This window comes from Acinetobacter equi, from assembly GCF_001307195.1.
GTDB lineage: Bacteria > Pseudomonadota > Gammaproteobacteria > Pseudomonadales > Moraxellaceae > Acinetobacter > Acinetobacter equi.
In genome coordinates this window covers 2019576-2040947 of sequence record NZ_CP012808.1, presented here as the reverse complement: position 1 = coordinate 2040947, position 21372 = coordinate 2019576, and the positions used below count along the sequence as shown (strand labels likewise).

Sequence of the window (21372 nt, the reverse complement as noted above, 5' to 3'; positions counted from 1 at the left end):
TGTTACAAGAAATTAAAAAAATAAGATATAAACAACTCATTTAATCAAATTGCGTTATACAATAGGCAAGTTTTCAGTAATTTTTTTTGGAATTTTCACCTATGTCTCAAACAATCACGCTTTACGTAGACGGTGCTTGCCGTGGTAATCCTGGTTTAGGCGGTTGGGGTGCATATATTATTACGGAACAAGAAGAACATAAAATTTGTGGTGGTGAATTACATACAACAAATAACCGAATGGAACTTACTGCGGCCATTGAAGGAATTCTGTTTTGCCCTAAAGATGCGAAATTAATTATTTGGACGGATTCGAATTACGTAAAACGTGGAATTACTGAATGGATTGAAGGTTGGAAAAAGAAAAGCTGGAAAGATGTTAAAAATCCTGATTTATGGAAAAAGCTAGATGCGACTTGCCAAGATCGTGAAATAGAATGGAATTGGATTAAAGGTCACGCAGGTCATGAAGGTAATGAAATGGCAGACCAACTCGCAAATCAAGGGGCAGACCAAATAGCTGCTCAAGAAAATTCAACTGACCCTAAAAAAAAAGCTGAATCTGACTGGTTGCTAAATGATCCTTTTGGTTTAGAATTTGATGAAGATTCAGAAGAAAATCAAGATGAATTTGAACAAGAGACCGCTTTATCTGCTCAACGTGATGATACAGCACAAGATGAAAGTTTAAATACTACAACTCATGGCTCTAACATTAATGTAACGACAACAGATCACCCTCAAATTGTTATTACTCCTGCTACTGTTGATGCAATTGGTCCACGCCAGCTTATTCTAGATACGGAAACAACTGGTTTTTACTTTAACGATGGCGACCGAATTATTGAAGTCGGTGCTATTGAAATGATTAACCGAAAGTTGACAGGTAGCTCAATTCATATTTATATCAACCCTGAAAAACCTGTAGGTGACTCAGAAAATGTCCATGGTATTAGTGATGAATTTTTAAAAGATAAACCTAAATATGCAGAAATTTCAGATATTTTATTTGAATATTTAAAAGGCGCTGAAATTATTGCCCATAATGCAACCTTCGATATGAACTTCTTAGATATGGAGTTCGAACGCGTTGGCTTAGGAAAACTTTCAAATGTTTGTGACGTGACCGATACATTGGTCATGGCAAAAAATAAACATCCAGGACAAAAAAATTCATTAGATGCCTTAGTAAGACGTTATGAAATTCCAGCACGTGATCGTACGTTCCATGGTGCATTACTCGACGCTGAAATCTTAGCAGATGTTTATTTAGCAATGACAGGTGGGCAAGTATCATTTGATATTGATGCTCTCTCCCAATCATTAGACCAGCAAAATTCTTCCGGAAAACGTGAAATTAATGTAGATCTACCTATTATTTTACCATCTAGTGAAGAACTAGAAGAACATGAAAAGTGGATGAAACTTTATGCAGATAAACATGGTAGTCCATGCTTATTTGAACAAGAAAATACATAATGCTAAAAAAGAGCCTGAAAACAGGCTCTTTTTTTAGTATTATTTTAATTTGCTTCTTTACGCTTTTTAATTTCCTCATAGCGGAAATACATATCACACGCCATCATTAGCTCAGTATGCCAGTGCCAATAAGTCTGTAAAAAATAATAAACAAGGCAAGGCAAAAAACAAAGAATAAAATAAACTTCAAATATCACAGACCACTGTAAAAAACTAAGTACTGTACTTACGCACATAATCCATACAAATAATACCAATAATAAAAGTAATAACCGAATCACAATTGGTTTTGCATGAAAATTTATAAATGGAATTTGCTCAGGAAAATTAAAATCAAATTCTTTTAAAAAAATTCTTCCTAAAAAAATATATCTTTTCGATGCTTTTAAAAATATGAGATTAATCACCAAAACTATGCTACATAAAATAGTCATCGCAATAATTAGTCGAGCTGAAAAAAATCCATCAGCTAAAGAAAAATCTGCATTTTTAGCCAAAGGACTAATGGATAAGATATTCAATAAAAAAATCAATAAAACAGAATAAATTACATGATGATAAAGATTTTTATAGCGAATTCCTGAAGAAACAGAATTCAATAATTGTTGAATATAAATCGGTCTTAAACATCTTAAAATAAGATAAATAATAAAGGGTGCAATCAGATATAAAAGGATTGTACTGTATATTGGGGGCATTATTATGGTGCTACAATAAACAATGAGTGCGAATAGTAAAACTGAAAACACACTGACTGTTGTAGGTCTAAATAATATTGATTTATCTACAAAAAAAGATGATCTTTCTTTCAAGTCATGAAAATCAACACGCCCAAGCAAATAGCTATAAGCCCAATATGCTTTTAACTCATAGATAAAATTAAAAAGCATAATTGCGAGTATTCCACCCACAATCCATACATCTTGTTGAGTCAGACTATAGTTATTATTTTTCCAATAAAATCCAAGAACAATAAATAAAATACCGTAGATGAAAGGAATAATTCTTTTATCTTGGAATCGAATAAAATCTAAATAATTCGGATTCATATCGCACCAATAAGATTTCTACAATGCACGGTTTTTTCAGGTGTAAAACCTTTAAAATCATTTAGCATATGCCCTAAATAAGCTTTATTACTCACTTCTAATAAAACTGGTTGTGTTGGATGTTGAATTAAAGATTCCATTGAACTCGTCCATTTAACGGTATGAGTTAAATGTAAAGATAGGTTTTCTTTAATCATATTTGGATCTGCTTCAGGCTTACCAGTCACATTCATAAAAACATCATGTTCTGGACTTTTTATTTCTATTGTTGCTAAAAAATCTCGCATTTGTCGAACGCCATCTTGCATTAAACGCGTATGCCAAGCACCACTTACACCCAGCTTTGTAGATTCATATCCTTCACTTAAAAGTAACCGTGAAAACTCTGATAATGCAGATGAAGTTCCACCAATGACTTGTTGTTGATGGCTATTATCACAACTCACATCGATTTCTATGCCACTTTGCTCAATTAAACGAACTAATGTTGAATAATCAATGCCTTTTACTGCATACATTAAGCCTTTATTCACCTTGCTTAAATCGTTCATGAGTTGTGCACGGAATTGAATCATTTTGAATAAATTTTCAAGCGTGATTGCTTTCGCTGCATATAAAGCTGCATATTCACCAACACTATGACCACAAAAACCCACCACGTTTTCAAAATTTTGTTTTTCCAAACATAATTCATAAAGTGTGGTATTAATTGCCGTCACTGCAATTTGCTGATTTGTCGTTTGAACCAATTTTGTCATTGGTCCTTTTAAACATAAGCGTCTAATATCTGTTTGCGAAATATCACTCGCACAATCCCAAATTTTACGTGTCGTCTCATTGAGATCCCATAAATCTGATCCCATTCCAATGACAGGATTACCTTGACCTGCAAATAAAAATGCAGTGGGTTGTAATTGATTAATTTTCATAACAATAACCTTAAAAATGATAGTTAAAACCGACGTAAGTTCCTACAGTTTCACCAAACAGACCAAATTCAGAATCATTGCGACCCAATGCGGCATAAATACCTGTATAAATATCTACTTGTTGTGTTCTTATATTGAATGGTTTTGTATAAGTAATTCCTGAAACAGTACTTTTATCTACTAAATTCATGACAACATAGGGTTTAATTGTTGATTGATCTGCCATTAAAATGCTGGCATAACTGTTGATGTAATGTTTTCCTGTCAAATTACCTTGACTTGATGTGTTATAGATTTCGGAAGCCATTAAATATTTATATGAATCAAATGCACTATCTAATGGTTCAAAATTTGTTGTTCGATTTAAAAACTGAATTAAATTCTTTTGCTCATTCCATTGCTGTTTAGAGTAACCCTCACTTTGATAATAATATTCAAAACCAAATTGGCTGAATCGATCTGAGGTGTATTGCATACCTAAAGCAATTTCAAAACCATCTTTTTTCTTAATTTGATATAAATCATTTGGAAATAAATAATTCTGAACTAACTGAGCATTCTCTCGATTTAAATGGTGCCATTGCTGTTTATTATGCCAAGCAATTTCAGCATTCATAGTTAATTGCTGAGTGATATTATAACTATTTGAAAATGCAATAGATACTGCATCACCTAAACCTAAACTTACCGTAGGTGTATGATCTTTAAAATGGTAATCGGTATATCTAAATAAATATCGCTCACGACTATTCGACCGCTCCAGAGAAGACCAATTACTAGAAGAGACATATCTTTCATCGATCTCTGTTAATTTAGGTGCAACAGTTATTGCCAAAGAATAATCTTCAGTATCTTGGGTAAGTGAGATTCCCCAAAATGACTCTGAATAAATTTGATCCATTGCCGAATCATGAATACGAGTTGGCTTAAAGCCTGCATAATAGTTATTTAATAACGCTGTAGGAGACTTTAAATAGAATAAACCATCATTATTTTTGAGTTTTCCTGTATCTAGACTTAAAGTATCAGAGAGTTGATAAGAAAGACTAAACTGATTCAATAATAATTTAACATGTTGATTATCTTGTTCAAAATTACCCGTATCTTTGTAAGATGAATAAGCTAAACCATAAGCATTAATATTTAAATTCAGTTTATTTTCTATTAATTCACAGCGGTTCTGATATTTAAGTGCAACATCATTGTAACTATTATCTGAGCTATAAGGATCTTCCCCACCTATTTCCCAAGATGATGCTTTTTTATGTACATAAGATACTTGTCCATATAATTCTATGTCAGCATCAAATACACACGAAATGGCTTTTTCTGTAGGAAACAGAATAGTAGAAAGTGCAAGCCAGCGATAGGGCAACATTACTTTGCCCTTCTCTGTATATATTCTTTTGTAAAATTAGAAACAGGAAGCGATTCAAATTTTAAATCACTGTATTCCATGACTGAATAGCCATTGCCTTGTCTCGTATCTTTCACAATAATTTTTGAAGGACGCTCACGACCAAGTAATTGCTTATATTCATGGTAAGTCACTTCTTTCATGATTTTATCATCTTGGGACAAATATGAAGCTTTAAAAGGTCTATAAGTTCCCTTTTCAACTAAATAAGTTACTTTTGGCCAAGTTACTTCGGGTGACTTACGTTGTAATGCCAAGCGATAACATGTTTTATTGCCACATGTTTGCTCATCCACAACTTTAGCGTTATAAGAATATTCAAAATTGGTTACAATCACATCACCATTTGAAATTTGTCCTAATAAACGCTGTTGACGTGAAATTGGGATCGGGCGTCTTAACTCAGGTGTGTAAAACCATAAATCATACCAATCGGACAACATGATTTTGCCCTTATCCTTAGCAGGATATACAAATCTAACCAAAGATTTTGCATCAGCTTGATTATTACCCTCCGGTTTTAAAAAACGCATTGAAACATCAAGAATTTGTTTATTTACAGCTTTCGTTGAACCAGATTTAAATTCTGAAATTGTCACTGTATAACGAAATGGTTTATTCGGAGATCGAATATCATCTGCCTTACGAATAATTTCAGTTGCATTTGGTTGCGATGCATTTGACCAACTCAGTGTTGGAATTAACAAAACTGAGAGCAATGATAATGAAGCATAAACTTTCATATGATTTTTCCTAAACTGATTTAAAAGCATCAGCAATATTCAATTTAGATGCACTTATTGCAGGTAAAATTGAAGCAAGAGATGCTGTCAAAATTGGTAAAACCAATGTAATCCAAATCAAATCAAAACTATGTGTTTGAATAAATGCGGTATAGCCTTCTGTTTGACCTGGTGATGGTGGCATCGTAATGCCTTGCAGATTAATAATTCCAGCTAAAGCAAAACCGATAACTAAACTGCCCACTGCACCAATAACACCAATAAAGATCCCTTCCAACAAAAACAGTCTTGTTACATGAGTAGGTCGTAATCCAATTGCTCTTAATGTGGTAATTTCACGTGTTCTTTCCATGACATTCATACGCATAGAATTGCTAATCATGAAAATAACAATTAATGCCACAATCACCTTAATGAAGAAGTAAATTCCAGATAACATACCTTCTACTTGTTGATAAAAGATTGATAATGTTTTCCAGTCTTTAATCATTAATGGTTGCTTTTGTGTTGAAATAAATTTTTCTAATTTTGTGGTAAAAACATCCAGATCATGGTCATCTTTTAATAAAATTACGATTTTACTAACACCACTGGTATCCATTAATTGTTGCGCTGTTCCTAAAGGCATTTTGATTGCGGTATCGTCGTAATCTTTAATTCCTGAAGAAAAAATACCACGCACTTTAAGCGATAAAGCACCTTGACCACCTTGGCTATTCACCAAAAGTAAATCGACCCAGTCTGAATATTTAGCATTTAATGTTTTTGCTAAACCACTACCCACTGTAATTTCATCTGTTTTTACACGAGATAAATCACTACCTGAAATAAGTCGATCAAATGAGCCCAACTTTAAAGCCGCCAATGGCTCGACACCAAGTGCAGCAAAGTAACTTGAGGTTTCATTTTCATACTGTGAAATTACACCAGTAAATTCTAATTGACCTGAAATTGTAGAAATATAAGGTGATAATTCTTTATCTTGCAGAATACTCTCTTTTAAATTTTGATAATCTTGAATAATACTTTTACTTTTATTGGACGTTTCAAAGTAAGTCTTATCGTAAATTTGCACATGACCAATATTCGTACGTACTGTTTGTTGCTTCAAAATCCAAAATGAATAATTAATGAAGCCACCATAAAGAAAAATAGCAACACCACCTAAAATAATGGCAAAAATTGTCGAAAATGAACGGCGCTTATGTCTGAATAAATTTAAGAATGCAAACTTTGCATCTGTTCCAGAAAAGATAATGCTATAGGTTAAAAAGCCTAAAATCGCCAGTAACGCAATACTCGTGAGTATGATTCCAATATTCATTTATTCACCTTTCATCAAAGGCATTAAAATCTGAGAAACCTCATTTACATCCCACTCAGGCGCACTATTTTTATCTAAAGCCAAAAGTTTAATTTGCGTAGGATGCCCTTTTTTTATTTGCTGTAAAAATGCTTTTGTTCGCGGATCGTTACAACTTTCCAAAGCGCGATAACGCATATGGTTCACTCTAGCAAGGATGTCTATATCAAATTTTTGACGCTCATTTAATAAAGCATTGGTATCATTTAAAGCAACAACACAACGACCTAGATCTGCAGCTACATATGCATCAATTCTTGCTCGCAAATAACGAACCCGCCAATTATCTTCATTTAAATCAGCAGCTTCATCTAAATAAAAAAAACCTAATTTTGCATATTCAGATGCATTTACATAATCATTGACAGCTTTATAGTTATTCGCCAAACGTAACATGGCATATGAATAAAAAATTAATGATGTAATGTTATTTTCGCGTTCATATTCTTTAAATAATGCCTGACTTGTTATAAGTAACTTATCTGTATTATTTGAAAAACCTTGTTTAACAATATTTTCAACTTGTACTGGAGTTGCATTACTTTGGATAGAAATAAATAAACCCATTCCCCAAAATAATATATTTTTATATAGCGGAGTCACTGACTAACTCTCCATCTTTGATTTCTATAACACGATTCGCTCTATCCTTTAATTGAGTTGAATGCGTTGAAATAATAAATGTCGTTCCAATATCCTGATTAATTTGCATTAACAGATCTAAAATTGCTTCACCCGTTGCTAAATCAAGATTTCCTGTTGGTTCGTCTGCGACAACAATTTCTGGGTTATTTGCCAAAGCTCTTGCAATTGCGACACGTTGTTGTTGTCCACCAGACAATTGACCTGGTTTTCGATCACGTAATTCATATAATCCGACACGCTCTAAATAATGTAGAGCCAATTCACTTGCTGCTTTTTTTGAATAATTTTCATTTAAAATCAATGGATAATAAACATTATCAAAAGCACTTAAAACTGGAATTAAATTAAAAAACTGAAAGATAAAACCAAGATGTTTACTACGAATCAAAGAAAGCTGATTTTCATCTAAATTATTCAATGCTTTATCTAAAAATAGTGTTGTACCAAATGTTGGTCGATCAATACCCGATAAAATATTTAATAAAGTACTTTTCCCACTACCTGATGGACCACATAAAGCAAGAAACTCACCTTTTTTAATTTCTAAATTGATATTTTTAAGCGCATCAACTCTGTTTTCTCCTGCACCATAACTTTTGAAAATATCAATCAATAGGATGGCTGGTAGTTCTTTAATTAGATTTGCCATTTTCTATTCCTGCACTTATTTATGAATACCAAGTATCAAACCAGCTATAACCACCAAAGTTATCTGGAACAATTGTTCTCATTTTTCCATAATCGCTTGCTTGCTGTTCTAGATAAATCCAGCTCAATGCAGGTGAAAGGCATCCACTATTGCCATATTTATCTGTAAGATTAATTGCTTTAAATGGCGAGTTATTTTCATTTTTTAGCAATGTTTGCTCAGAAGCCATTTTTCTCATTCCAGAAAAAGCAAATACATTAATATCTGATTCTTTTTCTATAATGTCGGTCAATAACTGTTGATCATCTTCAGGTATTACATAGTGCCCACACTTAACTTTTATTGGGCTTTCTTGTCGACTAAAAATAAAACACCCTACACGCTCAACAGATAAATTCATTTTAAAATCATCTGAACGTTTTTTTTCTTTCTTATTTACACCAATATCTTCCTCAGAAAATACCAGCACAGGTATTGCTCTATATGCTGCACAAATCACAACATAGTCAAAAAGATCCCAATTTAAATAATCTTCAGCAACTTTCATTGCTTGAACTAAAGATTGTTTTTCACCACGAATTTTACAAGTGAAATCTTTCACTGAGAATTTTTTTACTAGATTTTTCGGTAAAGTATCAATAATTGCTGTATGTAATGCACTCGAAATATTTTCAAAAGGACCAGACTCCCCCCAACTATCTACATAAATAAATGCTGTACGCGATTTAAATAACTGCATACGTTGTTTCGCAGAAAGTTGTTGTAAAGCTAAATCTGAAGCTTGTTCCATCGCATCAATATAATCTTTATAACGCGGTGTTCGGATCATTTCACGCGTATAACCATCAATACTGGTACCGAAACGTTTAAATCCCCAAGCATGTGATTTAGTGGATTTAAGCGCTAAGTTATACATATGAGATTCCCACACGTTTAGCCAGCACGGATAATATAAATGAATTTTATCTTGTGGTTCAGTCATTGCAAATGAAGATAAATACATCATTTTTCATCCCCTTCACCGACAAATTTATCGCGATTTGACATCACAATAGCAATAATAGAACCATCAACACCTAAACCCATTTTTAACAAATGATGTTTATCGTGTTTAACCGTCCCTTTATTCAGCAATACGTATTGATTAAATTTCTCACGTATTTCTGCAGTACCTGTTGGAGATACAAGCTCACCATGACATAAAGAATAATGTCCAATAATTAAATCAATAATGCCTGAACCCGTTGTGGTATAACCAATTTGACCTTTATATGCCAAAACAGGTAATGGTTGTTCTGGTAATAATGTCATAATTGCCTGAGCCTCGGCTTTATCTGTAACCTCTGATCCATTTCCATGGGGAATAATGGCGCACAGTTGGTCTAGTTCGACATTCGCTTGCTCGAGTGCCTTGGTCATGACTTTTACTAAACTTGCACTTAATTGAGCAGCATCATTTCCTCGACCTGAACTAATTTGTGCATAATTTGAAGTTAAACAAACACCAGAATTTAAACCTCGATTTATACGATGCTTTTCACTTTCCAAAATTATTGAACAATAACCTTCAGCAAATAGTACACTCTTACTCTCTTCACCAAAGGGTTGCACAATCGCACTATCTAACATTGATTGATTTGCTAAAAACTTAATATCTTGCGTTGTCATTAAAGAACAATTGATGATCAGAACTAAGTCTATATCACCACTTTCTATTGCCTTAATTGCAAGATGTACCGCTGATAATGAAGAATTACTCGTACATTGAAAATTTGGCGGGTTATATTTTAATTTAAATTTTTTTGCGATTTTATATGCTAAATCATCCTGAGATTTTTTAGCCATATGTAAGTTTTGAACAGGCTTCGTTAATGTCACATCTTCAATATCGTTATGATCATAAAAAGCTGAATAATCAATAACATCAACTCGAGGACCCAGTCCAGTCAAATATACACGAACATTTTCCTCAGCCAAGCAATGCTCATCGAGCATTGCTTGATTAAGAGAAAATTGAACCTGATCGCAGATGTGCTCAAACATACTTTTATTATTTGGCTTCAATTTGGCAACACGTTTATTGCCAGTGATTCCACATTTTTCTGCAATACTTTCAGATTTAAACCAGTTTTCTTGAGCAACTTGCTTAGCTTGCTTTAAAGATTGGATTAAATCTTCAGTACTCTCAGCAAATGCGAGATATGAACTGTAGCCTGAGATAATAGCGGAATGGTCCAAAATATTATCCTTTTATAATAAATGCGTAGTAGTTACCACCTTCGTTAGCACCTACTAAAAGCGCATGCTTAATTTCTGCTTTCAATGGTGTACGTACAAAATTAATTCGACCATCACAGAAATTTTCTGTATAAGGGATCGCTGGAATTGCTTGCTTTTTCAGACAATCAATAATCATTGCTAAATTCAACAAACCTGCACATGATTCAACAAAACCAAAATAACCATTGTAATTCACAACTGGAACTTGAGCATTTTCATCTTTAAATATACGGTGAATTGCACCTAATTCAATTTTCACAGAATCAACTGCACCATTTGATGTACCACATACCAAACCAATATCTTTTGTGGTCAAGCCTGCATCTTTTAATGCACGTTGTATTGCTAAAGACATTGCTTCAGATTTTTCATCAATTTGGGAAGCATCGAAATAAGTCGTACTGTTTGACTTACCGTACCCGACAATTTCAGCCTGAATTTCAACATTACGCGCCTGTGTTGATTCTAGATCTTCTAGTAACAACATGCATGCACCTTCACCAGACATATAGCCCTGAGCCTTATCACTATAGATTTGATAGTCTTCAGCTTTTGGACTCATTTGGATTTTCTGTGTTACAGCATCCATATACAGTGCCATTGATGGGAAGTACTCATCTGCACCACCAACCAATACTTGTGATTGCAATTGTTGACGAACAATTTCATAACCATAAGCTAATGCACCTAATGCTGCATTTTGCCCAGTTGCAAGCGTTGTCGTATAACCTTTAATGCCCTCTGAAATTCCACAAAATGTTGCAATTGAGTTCATCAACGAACCTGGAAACTCTGAAGTGCGAACTTTTCTTGGATCTGGTTTTAAGCTTTGTAAATACTTATAAGTCGTTTCTTGCGGACCACGAGACATACCCATCACAAGACCTAACTCATGACCATCACGCTTAATTTTACGTTGAGCTAAATTTAATGTTTCAGCTAAAGAAATAAGTGCAAAAGTACCACCACGTGTTGCTTTACGTGCATCAAAACGACGTAAATGTTTACGCGGCTCCAAGTTTTGGACTTGGAATGTTTTAAAGTTCGGTTCATTTTGAGGTAAGACATTTGCAACAGTGTAGTCATCACCCAACAATTCTTTAAACTGACCTGTAGTATCAAGAACTTCTAATAATTCTTTCGCTTCTTCCAATGTGTCTTCATAAAACTCAACGGAACCCAAATCAGGTGCAGAATTATTGTTCCAAATATGGTCTAAAATTTCATTTACAGTATGACCAATAGCAGAAACAGCACCTAATCCTGAAATTGCAACACGCTTAGGATTATATGAGCTTACTGGTGTTGTACCTGGCTTTGTACTCACAATAATGCAGCAGTTATTACCACCAAATGCATAATTGTTTTTCATGAAAATATTAACTTCTTTCTCTTTAAACTCATTCGGCACATAATCCAAATCACAATTTGGACGAGGAACTGTAAAGTTTAAAGTAGGCAATAAATGCTTTTCAGGTAAAGTCACTAAACAGCTAATTAACTCAACAATACCCGCTGCACCAATATTATGTCCGAAGAATGATTTTGTTGAACTTACTTGCAACTTATCAGTATTTTCAAATACTTTTTTCATTGCCATAGTTTCAATACGGTCATTTGCTTCTGTACCCGTACCATGTACGTTGACATAATCAATTTGCTCTGGAGTAATACCTGCATTCTCCATTGCTTTATTCATCACTTGAACAGCACCATTTGCACGTGGATCTGGACCAGTTTCATGATAAGCATCACATGACGTAGCATATGAAAGAATTTCACCATAAATTGTCGCACCACGGGCAATCGCATGTTCATATTCTTCCAGGACAATTGCACCGGCCCCTTCACCAATAGACATACCTGATGTGCCCGAAAATGGCGTACATGATTCCTCATGCATTACATTTAAAGCATAGAAACCAGCAAATGTTGGTAAATAAATTGGCTCAGTACCAACTGCCAACATTGTTGTGCCCTTACCATTTTGGATAAAGTCATAAGCAATACCAATTGCATTAGGACTTGCAGTACATGCAGTTGCAACAAGCTCTGTACCGCCTTTAAGTCCTAATAGCGTTGAAACGCTAGAACAACAAGAAGAAAAACCACCCGAGTACATTGCTTTTTTCAACGAAAAATCTTTAATTCGCTGCTCAAATAATGGTAAAAAAGCTTCAGTTCCTGCAGATGAAACACCAACAACTAAACCAGTATCATCTAAGCTGGCTTGATCATTAATAAGACCCGCTTGAGTTAATGCATCTTTACTTACCTTATAAGCCCATAAAGCTGCATTATCTTGAGACTTCAAAATATCTTCTGGGATATCAGAATAATCAATCTCATGTAAGATTTCTGCTGCACGTGCATTTTCAAACCATTCTGAAAAGCGTGCGCTATCTTTAACACCACATGTTTTATTCAGCAATGCCTGCTTAAAATCTACAATATTGTCAGCGAGTGATGACAATATTCCCATCCCGGTAATTACTACTCTTTTTCTGTTAGTTTTCATTGCTTTTCCAGTAATTTTTTTTCTTAACGCTATTGTTAAATGCTTACCCTTTTCTCTGCTTTAAATCTTCAATTTTTAATTACAAAGCGCTTTTTGGCTTCGAAGCATCGACATAACTATGCTCTGTTGGATTTACCAACATACTGAAGTTATAAAGGAATGGAAGGTTATGCGTTTTTGCTGCAACTTCGCCTTGACTTGTTTTTATATGGAAGCCTTCAATATCTGACCATGCATAATCACTATTAATTAATGCAAGTGCGATATACGATTGGCTTGCAGGTGAATAAACACTTTTCACAATAGTACCAACTTCAGCACCATCAACTAAGACTTTATCATCTGGTGCAATACCAGCACATTCAGCTACTGGTTTAATACCCAATAATTTTCGAGCTGCGCCTGCTTCAGAAATTGCTTCAATTTCATCTTTACCAGTAAAGCCTTCTTTATCGTATTGAATAGCCCACTGTAACTGTAATTCAACAGGATTACGTGAATAATTTTGATAAACAGATTCATCCCAACATGGATTTTCAACACGAATCACATCTTGATAATCTAGACCGCCAGTCTTTAATTGATATTTATCACCTTTTTCAAGTAATTGTTCCCATACTTGTGCCAGTTGTTCTTTTTCACCAACGACTAAATAAGCAAATTCACCATGTTTACCACAGCGGAATGTTAATAAACCATCATCCGTATTCATATATTCATGGTATGGTAATCCAATTATATCGAAACCATAAATTTCAGATAACAGTTCCCATGAATAAGGACCTTCTAAAAGAATTGCACCCCAATCAGCGCTTTCCATTGAACTAATTTCAGGATTTTCTTGGATATCTAAGTCATCACTGTGATCAGCTAAAATTTGATTTAAACGTTCAATAATTGCTTCAGCTGAAAGTGTTTCTGAAAGAATATAGTAACCATCTTCGGTACATAAAATGTAGGCATCGCCCCAAATTGAACCATCCTCATTCAAAATAAGTGTATAAATGCCTTGTTCATCACGAATGATAGAAATATCAGCAGATGCCATATAGTTCATTAATGACCAAGCATCTTCACCAACAACACTGACAATTGACATATGAGAGTAGTCAACAAGTACTGCATTTTCACGTACTGCTTTATAAACTACATTTGAATCATGATAAGAAGCAGGCACTTCTTTACCATTAAAAACACCCATTTTTGCATTATTTTTAATATGAATATTATTGAGAGCGCTCATTTTTATAGCCCTATTTAAGTTATTGTTTAAAATTAAGATTTTTTACGTTTATTAATTACAAAAGATGCCAAGTTATTGATGCTTCGCATATATGAAGGATCATCACTTTCACTTACTTTGATGCCAAAAACTTTATCTAAAAGCACCATAATTTCAGTTGCATCAACCGAATCTAGTTTTAAACCATTACCAAATAATGCAGTATCATCATCAATTTGCGCTTCATTTTTTTGAATATGTAAACGCTGAATAATTTCTGTTTTAATCGTAAATAAAACGTCTTTACGTTCATCAATATTTTCTTGCATCGTACTCATTATTTTTCTCCGTACTTAAGATTGTTTTACATCGCGAAAGTTAATAATTACACCTTGGCTAATGAGTTTTTTGCCAACATGTGCTGTTACTGCATAATGTTTAAAGCCATGACTATCTGAAAATGAAAGTTTACTTACGACTTCAATCGTATCGCCTGGCCAAGCAATTTCTTTAAATTTTAAATTTTGTGAAGCTAACACACCGCGTACTTGAGAACGTCTAGTGCGGATAATTGAACGCATTTCTTCTGTTGTAATTTTTTCATGAATATCACGTAAAGAACGCATTTCATGCTGATGGGCTTCTTGGTAGATATCACATACATCAGTTAAGAAAGATAAATATTCACTGGCTTGACCAAAGATTTCTGAGATCAATGCACCTGGCATAATTGGATCTTCAGGGAAATGACCAACCATATATGGTTCGTTATAAGTCACATGCTTAACGACTTTGATATAACCATTTTCGCCATATTTATAATCGTCAATGCGGTCTACCATTACGAGTGGTTGTCTCCAACCCCCCATCTCTAAAAAGACTCTTGAAGGAATAGAATATTTAGACATACTTACCTCATCACCATGCCACCATCAATTACGATGGTTTGACCAACGATATAGCTAGAAGCTGATGAGCTTAAATACACAATCGTATTTGCAACTTCTTCACATTTACCTAAGCGTTTTAATGGAATAGAAGAAAGTACGTCACGTACAACTGTGCGTGACACCTTTTTCACCATTTTTGATTCGATCATTCCAGGAGCTACTGCGTTTACACGTACACCTCTTGGTGCTAGTTCAGCAGCAAGCGTTCTTGTAAATGCAAGTAATGCACCTTTTGACGCGCTATAATTTGTTTGTCCAACACTTGGAACAATTGCTGCAATAGAAGCAACATTTACAATCGCAGCACTTTCAGCTGCTCTTAATAAAAGTAAAACTTCTTTGGTAATTGCAAATGTGCTCAATAAATTTGTATCAATAACAGCATTAAAATCTTCACAACTCATTGCCGAAAATAAACTATCACGTACAATTCCAGCATTATTTACAAGAACATCAAGCTTTTGTGCTTTTTCTTCTAAATATTTAGCAAGTTGTGCTAATGATTCTTTATCAGAAATATCACATTGAATGATGTCCAAATTTTTACCATTAAGATGTGTCTCTTTTAGTTGCTGTAAATCTGATGAGTTTGACTTATAGAGTGCATAAACATGACATTCTTGCTCTAAATATGCCGCACAAATTCCCAAACCAATGTCGCCACTTGCACCAGTGACCAAAACATTTTTATTTACCAAATCATTGTATTTATACATAAATATTCTTCAATTAATTAATAATTAAGCCATTATTGTGACCGCAACTGCATGCGTCCGACAGTGCGAAATACTTAATGAAATTTTTGAAATTCCTTTTTGATCAAGAATCTCTTTTAAGCGCCCATGTAATAAAAATGATGGAGCGCCATATTCATTATGAATAATTTCAGCATCGTGAAATAAAATTCCATCTCTAAAACCTAAACCAATTGCTTTTACAATTGATTCTTTTGCCGCCCAAAAACCAGAGATTCTTTCGAAGTCTAGTTCTTCGTCACCAACTTTTAATATTTCAGTATCGGTCAACATTCTCTTTAAGAATGTTTCTCCTGAACGTAAAATTGCTGTTTTAATACGTTCAATTTCAACTATATCTGTCCCAACAAACATAACTATTACCCAGTTTTTATAGTTGATAATAAAAATTGAAATTAAAGCTAAACTCATCTGGAGTCATTGCTTGCGGATACCTCAACGGTTTTGATACAGAAAAACCATAACCTAATGACTTAAAGCTTCCTCTAAACCCTGTTGTTGCACCCAATAAATGTTTATCTCTTTTATGTAATTCATCATCTTTGAAAATTACACCGTAGTCCGTACCAAAGAACCACTCGAGATTCCGCACACCCGTCATTACATTGATCGTATTTTGTGCATAAAAACCTTTGTCGCCATCTAAGCCAGCACTGTTTTCAAATCCACGAACACTCCAACGATCACCAACAGTCAGTCGATCCTGTAAAGTCAGTGGGCTTGGTGCATATTGTGCACCTACACGTAGATTGTAATAACCATCATATTTAGCAACTTTCATTGCTTTCGTATAATCAGCATCAAAGTTAAAAACATGACTTTGTTTACTTACATCACCAGATTGCATATCAGGTGTTTCCACCGCTCCTAACCATGGAACAAAGCGCTGATATGACAAGGTTGTATCTAAAAATGCACCCGTCAGATTTTTCTTTAAATTGACTCCAAAACGCAGATTAGTCATATCTCGTTTTTGTAAAACTAATTCAATATCTTCAAGACTATTCGTAACTTTTCTACGTGTGATTTCACTACTAAGTGTGATTTTTTTATCTACATCTCGATAAATAGTGCGAGATGCCTTTAAGCTCGAATATTCTGTATCACCAAAATAATTAAAGTTTAATGTTCCAAGATTAATTGGCTGCTTTGTTTTACTTTTGCTATAAAATGCTTCCAAATCCCAATAACCATATGGCAATGAGTAATAGGCACTAACACTGTCATATCCACCATCTTCTCGCTCAGCATTTGTTGTGCCTGACACATATAACACATCATTCATTTTAGTTAAGTTATATGCATAAGCAGCAGCACCGATTAGATTTTTACCAGTACCTTCATCACCCCAGTTATTTGCCCATGTCCGTACGTTCCAATTTTTAGTTCGACCTGTATTAATCACAACATTGCTAAAACCATTGTTTTGACCTGGTGCAATATTAATTTTCACATTCAGACCTGGAACTTTCTGCAAGGTTTCCAAACCTTGTTCAAGATCTCTTACATTTAAAATTTGACCGACTTTAAATGGCAAAATCCAATCGCGTACATCATTATCTTCTATAATAATTTCTTCGATTCGACCTGGAAGAACAACCAATGTTATTTTTTTTGTCAATAGGTCTTGTTCTGGAATCTCAATTCGAGTTGTGACATATCCAGAATTGATATAATAATCCTGCAAAGTACTTGCAAGCTTAGATATACCTTGAGACCCTAAACAACGACCTGCTACATCTGCTTTAATCTTTTTAATATTACGATCATTTAAAAAATCATCATTAAGAATTAATTCTTCAAAATCAAAACATTCTTCCTCAACAGGAAATTCAATATTATTGATTTTGAATGCCTCAACCTCCGAATAAACATCTTTTTTATCGAGTTTACTTTCTTGTCGAATATTCTTATCTAATTCTTGTTGAGCTTTCGCAAGTCTATTTGGATCAAAGTCAGCAAGTGTTTGCTTTGCTGCACCTAATGACAAAAGTATCAACAATGGTTTAATTGTGCTTTTCATAACATTTAGCTCTGAATAAGAGCAGTAGCATTGCTGCTACTGCCCTCAAACATCGTTAATTACAGTCCAATTACTGAACCGTTACCAGTTACAGTATTACCGTGAAGTTCAAGACCTTGACGACCACCTAATACAGCATTACGATTTGTATTTTGTACTCGGTTACCGTTGATATCTGCTTGACCTTCGCTGAACATGTTTCCAGCGTTAGCAATAGTACCATTTGAAGTTACAGTTACTTTTGCGTCACCAACAATGTCGCCATTATTCGTTACACTTGTAGTTCCTGATACAGTTGTTTCATTTTGAGAATAAATAGTACCGCGGTTTTGTAAAGCACGAGTTGAGTTAACTGTTACGCTTTCTTGCCCAGTAATCCAACCATAGTTTGTGAAGTTACCAGCAACATTAATTGCTAATGAGCCATCAGCTGCAACAATACCTGTAGCATTATTATCAATTAATGAACCACTAGAATATAACGACATGCTACCAGCGTTAATAGCTAAATCACCTGCTGAATAGATTGTAGAGTAGTTACTACTTAATGAATTCGCAGTAATAGTTGACTCACCAACACCCGCAACTAATAAGCTACGATCATTACTGAATGTACCTGTCGCAGTTAAATTTAAAGTACCATTTTCAGCAACAATACGACTGCTATTGTTATTTAACGTACGAGCATTAATTTCAACACCAGCATTACCAATCATGCCACCAGGTTGCTGTCCCATACCTAGATAAGCACCGTAACGACTTCCAAAGTTATCAGAATTTGTATTTGTTACTGTATTACCAGCATTTACTGTTAATTTCTCAGTTGCCGCAATAAGACCAGGAGCGTTATTTACATTATTTGTTGCATTTAGGCTAATATTTTCAGCAACCATAACACCACCAGTATTGGCAATATTACGTGCTTGAACATTAATTGTTCCTTCTTCAGCCGAAATAAATGCAAGTGAATTTGTTAAATCACCTGTTAATTCAATATCAACGCCTGTTTTACCAGTAATACTAGATTGACTGTTATTTACTGTACCAGCTTTAATTGCCACATTTGATTCAGTTTGGATTTGACCACTACTATTATTTACAGTAGTCGCTTGAATTCCAACCGTACCAGTTGTTGATACTTGACCATTTGAGTTATCAACAGTCGCAGCAGACAATTGAACACCTTGCTTAGTAGAAATGATACCAAGTGCATCATTACCTGTAGTATCAGCAGTACGAGTATTACGGTTTGTGATTCGATTTGCTGCTGCTAAACGAATTTGACCATTACCACTACGAATTAAACCGCTTGTATTATCAATATTATTTGTGCTTGAGATATCAATATCACCAGCAGATTGAATCATACCGCCATTATTGTTTACATTCGTTGATTGTGCACCAATATAACCACCTTGAATTTGACCATTACGGTTATTCAAAGTACCCGTTTCTAATGCAACAATACCAGCCTCAATACCAACTGTATTACCCTTACCTGAGTTTGTTAACTCAGTATTATTCGTATTAATTGCAACCATACCTGTTGCTGCAATTTTACCGTTTGTATTGTCTACACGACCACTATTAACAAATACATTTGAAGCTGATGAAATATTACCAGCACGTGTATTTGTAATAGCACCTTTAGTCGTATCTATTGAAATATCACCAATACCAGCAATTTGACCAGTTGTATTCTCTAGAGCACCATTAGTTTTAATACCAATTGCACCTGCAGATAACATTTGAGCATTACTGTTTAATAAGCGCCCATTAGATGTAATTTGTAAGCCTTCTTGACCTGCAGCAATTACACCTAAGTTACGTACACCAACACCATTTTCCGTGCTGACTAAATTGATTTTATTCGCATACATACCGCCTAAACGAGCAACATCAATTGCATAAGTATTACGGCTACCAGTTGCACGCACTGTGCCAGTAATATTATTATCATTATCAATAACATTATTACCAGCAATTAAAGTTAAGTCGCTGTTATTTGTTGTACGAATTTCACCATTTACAACAATTGAACGCGCTAAAATTGCAGTTGGAGAGTCACTTGTTAAACCATTAGTCGTAATTGTTCCACCACTAACAGAGAATCCTTGTAACTCACCATTTACCATGCTTGGTGAACCAGTTGTAAGCGTTACTTTATCACTATTGATAAAACCACAATCATTACAAGTAATACCATTTGGGTTAGCAATGATGAGCTGAGCTTTATCGCCAGCTACTTCCATCATACCGTTTAAAGTACTTGCATTACGTGAAGTTACTTCATTCAAAATAACATTTGCAGTACCAGATGCTAAATTGCTATTACCTGCAATTTGACCAGCTAAAACAGAGTTTGCACCATTTTGGCTGTTATTAAAAACTACACCTTCTCGACCAACATTTAAACGATCATAAATATTGTGAGAAATACCGTTACCGTTAGCTTGATTAATATTAATAACAGGCACGCCATTTGCTGTGCTGATACTACCATTAGAAATGCTAATATCTGCTGCACTTGCAACAACAGGAAGAGCCATAAGAACCGATACTGCTAACGGATTCAATTTCATTAAGTTTTGTTTATCTTTCATTATTACCTACTTTTTAGTTAGTATGACATTTACCACAAACATAGCGATTAAAAATAAAAATATCTCACTTCAAACCGCTAATTCTAAAAAATGAAAAATGGCAGATTGAATGCTACAAACACTCAATAAGACACCTGAAGTACAAACAACAAAACATGTACTCAGAAATTATTTTTTTAATCTTTTTTATTAATGTGAAAAGCAATGCATTACTAAAACAAAATTCCACTAGCTCCATTTAATTAAATACTTAAAAGTACAATTCAAAATCAAACTTCAATAATAAAAATAATGTGAAATAGTGCACACTTCTCGTGATTTTTATGCATTTTAGATTATAATTTTGCAGAATATGTTTCTATTTGTGAAAATTTATTTCTATTTGTTAATTGTTAGATGAATTTTCAAATAAATTAATATGTTAAATAATCACACTTTTGACTATTTTTCTTTAAGCTCAATTGTTTATTTTTACTACAAACTTTAAACTAATCGACATATCAAGTGTTCAATAAACACACAAAATGAGATTAAATTTTAACTTTTTAAGTGCTTTTATAAAAATTTCATCATATATTTTGAACATTTTTATGATTTATTAAATATCAAAAATTACGCGCTCTAATTTAATATTAGCACCCATTATAAAATATTTTTTCTAAGACTTATTGCGTTAATACTGCATATCACCATCATATTGCTTTCAAAAGAAGAAATAATCATGTATATTTTTATTTAAGTATTGACC

18 protein-coding genes are annotated in these 21372 nt (G+C 34.0%); 1 reads left to right on the top strand and 17 read right to left on the bottom strand.

The genetic code is table 11. The features are described from left to right. The first annotated feature begins 101 nt into the window (after positions 1–101). A complete protein-coding gene (gene dnaQ / locus AOY20_RS09720; protein ID WP_054581674.1) occupies positions 102–1478 on the top strand; it encodes a DNA polymerase III subunit epsilon in 1377 nt (458 codons plus the stop codon). 44 nt (positions 1479–1522) lie between these two features. Here dnaQ and AOY20_RS09715 read toward each other — a convergent pair whose 3' ends face one another. The 17 genes from AOY20_RS09715 to AOY20_RS09635 form a co-directional block, all read right to left on the bottom strand. Beyond that, positions 1523–2368 carry a hypothetical protein gene (locus AOY20_RS09715; protein WP_227510329.1) on the bottom strand — a complete coding sequence of 282 codons (846 nt, stop codon included), beginning with the start codon at positions 2366–2368 and terminating at the stop codon, positions 1523–1525. A 155-nt stretch (positions 2369–2523) separates the two neighbouring features. Continuing rightward, positions 2524–3456, bottom strand: a complete 933-nt coding sequence (locus tag AOY20_RS09710; RefSeq protein ID WP_054581672.1) for an ACP S-malonyltransferase — start codon at positions 3454–3456, stop codon at positions 2524–2526. A 10-nt stretch (positions 3457–3466) separates the two neighbouring features. Further along, complete coding sequence (locus AOY20_RS09705) at positions 3467–4834, bottom strand: hypothetical protein (RefSeq protein ID WP_054581671.1); 1368 nt, start codon at positions 4832–4834, stop codon at positions 3467–3469. Then, entirely contained in the window at positions 4834–5616 is a 783-nt protein-coding gene (locus AOY20_RS09700; protein ID WP_054582581.1) for an outer membrane lipoprotein-sorting protein, read from the bottom strand. The genes AOY20_RS09705 and AOY20_RS09700 overlap by 1 nt, the downstream gene beginning before the upstream one ends. 10 nt (positions 5617–5626) lie before the next feature. After that, on the bottom strand, positions 5627–6940 hold the full coding sequence (locus AOY20_RS09695; protein ID WP_054581670.1) for an ABC transporter permease: 1314 nt from the start codon (positions 6938–6940) through the stop codon (positions 5627–5629). Next, positions 6941–7582 (bottom strand): hypothetical protein, encoded by a 642-nt coding sequence (locus tag AOY20_RS09690; RefSeq protein ID WP_144424772.1) that lies wholly within the window; start codon positions 7580–7582, stop codon positions 6941–6943. Next, positions 7566–8273: an ABC transporter ATP-binding protein gene (locus AOY20_RS09685; protein ID WP_054581669.1), complete on the bottom strand. Its 708-nt coding sequence runs from the start codon at positions 8271–8273 to the stop codon at positions 7566–7568. Before AOY20_RS09685 ends, AOY20_RS09690 begins: the two co-directional genes overlap by 17 nt. 19 nt (positions 8274–8292) lie before the next feature. Continuing rightward, a complete protein-coding gene (locus AOY20_RS09680) occupies positions 8293–9279 on the bottom strand; it encodes a hypothetical protein (RefSeq protein WP_054581668.1) in 987 nt (328 codons plus the stop codon). After that, entirely contained in the window at positions 9276–10511 is a 1236-nt protein-coding gene (locus AOY20_RS09675; RefSeq protein ID WP_054581667.1) for a beta-ketoacyl synthase N-terminal-like domain-containing protein, read from the bottom strand. The genes AOY20_RS09680 and AOY20_RS09675 overlap by 4 nt, the downstream gene beginning before the upstream one ends. 4 nt (positions 10512–10515) lie before the next feature. Further along, positions 10516–13071, bottom strand: coding sequence for a beta-ketoacyl-[acyl-carrier-protein] synthase family protein (locus tag AOY20_RS09670; protein ID WP_081403381.1), 2556 nt, complete (start codon positions 13069–13071; stop codon positions 10516–10518). A gap of 79 nt (positions 13072–13150) precedes the next feature. Beyond that, the gene (locus AOY20_RS09665) at positions 13151–14314 is read right to left on the bottom strand and encodes an aminomethyl transferase family protein (protein WP_054581665.1); all 1164 of its coding nucleotides are present in this window, start codon (positions 14312–14314) and stop codon (positions 13151–13153) included. Between the two features lie 32 nt (positions 14315–14346). Further along, the gene (locus AOY20_RS09660; RefSeq protein ID WP_054581664.1) at positions 14347–14631 is read right to left on the bottom strand and encodes an acyl carrier protein; all 285 of its coding nucleotides are present in this window, start codon (positions 14629–14631) and stop codon (positions 14347–14349) included. Between the two features lie 15 nt (positions 14632–14646). After that, positions 14647–15201 (bottom strand): hotdog family protein, encoded by a 555-nt coding sequence (locus AOY20_RS09655; protein WP_054581663.1) that lies wholly within the window; start codon positions 15199–15201, stop codon positions 14647–14649. Between the two features lie 2 nt (positions 15202–15203). Further along, positions 15204–15959, bottom strand: a complete 756-nt coding sequence (locus AOY20_RS09650) for an SDR family oxidoreductase (RefSeq protein ID WP_054581662.1) — start codon at positions 15957–15959, stop codon at positions 15204–15206. Positions 15960–15983: 24 nt separating this feature from the next. Further along, positions 15984–16352 carry a holo-ACP synthase gene (acpS, locus tag AOY20_RS09645; RefSeq protein ID WP_054582579.1) on the bottom strand — a complete coding sequence of 123 codons (369 nt, stop codon included), beginning with the start codon at positions 16350–16352 and terminating at the stop codon, positions 15984–15986. A 16-nt stretch (positions 16353–16368) separates the two neighbouring features. Further along, a complete protein-coding gene (locus AOY20_RS09640; protein ID WP_054581661.1) occupies positions 16369–18021 on the bottom strand; it encodes a ShlB/FhaC/HecB family hemolysin secretion/activation protein in 1653 nt (550 codons plus the stop codon). Between the two features lie 59 nt (positions 18022–18080). Then, positions 18081–20624, bottom strand: coding sequence for a two-partner secretion domain-containing protein (locus AOY20_RS09635; RefSeq protein WP_054581660.1), 2544 nt, complete (start codon positions 20622–20624; stop codon positions 18081–18083). Between the last annotated feature and the right edge of the window lie 748 nt (positions 20625–21372).

What these genes read in the sequence shown, in the direction of transcription:
- dnaQ (WP_054581674.1), top strand. Translation starts at nt 102, where the DNA reads ATGTCTCAAACAATCACGCTTTACGTAGACGGTGCTTGCCGTGGTAAT.
- AOY20_RS09715 (WP_227510329.1), bottom strand. Translation starts at nt 2,368, where the DNA reads ATGCTTTTTAATTTTATCTATGAGTTAAAAGCATATTGGGCTTATAGC.
- AOY20_RS09710 (WP_054581672.1), bottom strand. Translation starts at nt 3,456, where the DNA reads ATGAAAATTAATCAATTACAACCCACTGCATTTTTATTTGCAGGTCAA.
- AOY20_RS09705 (WP_054581671.1), bottom strand. Translation starts at nt 4,834, where the DNA reads ATGTTGCCCTATCGCTGGCTTGCACTTTCTACTATTCTGTTTCCTACA.
- AOY20_RS09700 (WP_054582581.1), bottom strand. Translation starts at nt 5,616, where the DNA reads ATGAAAGTTTATGCTTCATTATCATTGCTCTCAGTTTTGTTAATTCCA.
- AOY20_RS09695 (WP_054581670.1), bottom strand. Translation starts at nt 6,940, where the DNA reads ATGAATATTGGAATCATACTCACGAGTATTGCGTTACTGGCGATTTTA.
- AOY20_RS09685 (WP_054581669.1), bottom strand. Translation starts at nt 8,273, where the DNA reads ATGGCAAATCTAATTAAAGAACTACCAGCCATCCTATTGATTGATATT.
- AOY20_RS09680 (WP_054581668.1), bottom strand. Translation starts at nt 9,279, where the DNA reads ATGATGTATTTATCTTCATTTGCAATGACTGAACCACAAGATAAAATT.
- AOY20_RS09670 (WP_081403381.1), bottom strand. Translation starts at nt 13,071, where the DNA reads ATGAAAACTAACAGAAAAAGAGTAGTAATTACCGGGATGGGAATATTG.
- AOY20_RS09665 (WP_054581665.1), bottom strand. Translation starts at nt 14,314, where the DNA reads ATGAGCGCTCTCAATAATATTCATATTAAAAATAATGCAAAAATGGGT.
- AOY20_RS09660 (WP_054581664.1), bottom strand. Translation starts at nt 14,631, where the DNA reads ATGAGTACGATGCAAGAAAATATTGATGAACGTAAAGACGTTTTATTT.
- AOY20_RS09655 (WP_054581663.1), bottom strand. Translation starts at nt 15,201, where the DNA reads ATGTCTAAATATTCTATTCCTTCAAGAGTCTTTTTAGAGATGGGGGGT.
- AOY20_RS09650 (WP_054581662.1), bottom strand. Translation starts at nt 15,959, where the DNA reads ATGTATAAATACAATGATTTGGTAAATAAAAATGTTTTGGTCACTGGT.
- acpS (WP_054582579.1), bottom strand. Translation starts at nt 16,352, where the DNA reads ATGTTTGTTGGGACAGATATAGTTGAAATTGAACGTATTAAAACAGCA.
- AOY20_RS09640 (WP_054581661.1), bottom strand. Translation starts at nt 18,021, where the DNA reads ATGAAAAGCACAATTAAACCATTGTTGATACTTTTGTCATTAGGTGCA.
- AOY20_RS09635 (WP_054581660.1), bottom strand. Translation starts at nt 20,624, where the DNA reads ATGAAAGATAAACAAAACTTAATGAAATTGAATCCGTTAGCAGTATCG.